Origin of the sequence: Pseudoalteromonas sp. NZS37, from assembly GCF_015864265.1 — a bacterium.
Taxonomy (GTDB): domain Bacteria; phylum Pseudomonadota; class Gammaproteobacteria; order Enterobacterales; family Alteromonadaceae; genus Pseudoalteromonas; species Pseudoalteromonas arctica.
Map to the genome: position 1 here is coordinate 1 of NZ_JADYXL010000048.1, position 1,115 is coordinate 1,115.

General features: G+C 49.7%; 1 protein-coding gene. It reads left to right on the forward strand.

Features of this window, described 5'->3' with window-relative positions; translation table 11 throughout:
• On the forward strand, window positions 1-1,115 hold a 1,115-nt coding region (locus I6F47_RS20310; protein WP_197184459.1), incomplete at both ends, for an Ig-like domain-containing protein.

Genomic DNA, 1,115 nt, shown 5'->3' on the forward strand with positions numbered 1-1,115 from the left:
CGCCAGTGTGAGCGATGCCGCAGGCAATGAAGCTACTGCCACAGGCACTGGTGAAATAGATACCATTGCACCGACGCTTGTACTTACCAGCCCAGGCTCAAGTAACGACATCACCCCGACACTCAGCGGAACAAGCGATGCGGTTGAAGGCACGGTTATTAACTTTACCGTAGTGGATGATTTAGGTAGCTCACAAACGTTCACCACCACTGTGGATGCTGATGGCAACTTCTCAATCGAAGTACCGACTGCACTGGCTGAAGGGCCGTACACGATCACCGCCAACATCAGCGATGTGGCAGGTAACAGCACCGATATTACAGGCAATGGCACCATTGATACCACTGCACCAAGTGTGAGTGTGGATGCGCCGTTACTAACCAACGACACCACACCAACCGTTACTGGCACCAGTGATGCACCTAACAGCACGATTACAGTTACGTTTACAGATGCAGCAAATGCCACCCAAAGCATTGATGTACAAACCGACACCAATGGTAACTGGAGCGCGACACCAACAGGTATATTAGCTGAAGGGAATTACAGTGTTAGCGCCAGCATTATCGATGCTGCAGGCAATACAGGCACGGGTACAGACAGTGGCGAAGTAGATGTTACCCCACCAGATTTAGCGTTTACACCTACCTTCTTATTAGGCTCATTGGTGTTATTAAATGGCACCTCTGATTTACCGGCTGGCAGTGAAATTACCATTACCGAGCAACTTGTTGGCGGTGGCGTAGGGCTAAGTTACACCACAACCACAGATGCCAATGGTAACTGGTCATTAACTGGTATCGATATCTCATTACTTAATTTAGGCTCCGTGATCGCAACAGCGACCGATGCCGCAGGTAATACCCGTACAATTAGCTCAGATGACTTTGATAATACACCGCCGACACTTACTGTTGATGTTGCAGCACAAAGTGACAGCAATACACCGGTTATTAGCGGCACAAGTGATGCGGGGGAAGGCGCGCAAGTCACCATTGTAGTGACCGACAGTGATGGTAATCCACAAACCATCACCGCGCTTGTGGATGCGGATGGCAACTGGAGTGCCACACCAGCGACACCATTAAGTGAAGGTCAAAGCACCATTGAAGTAA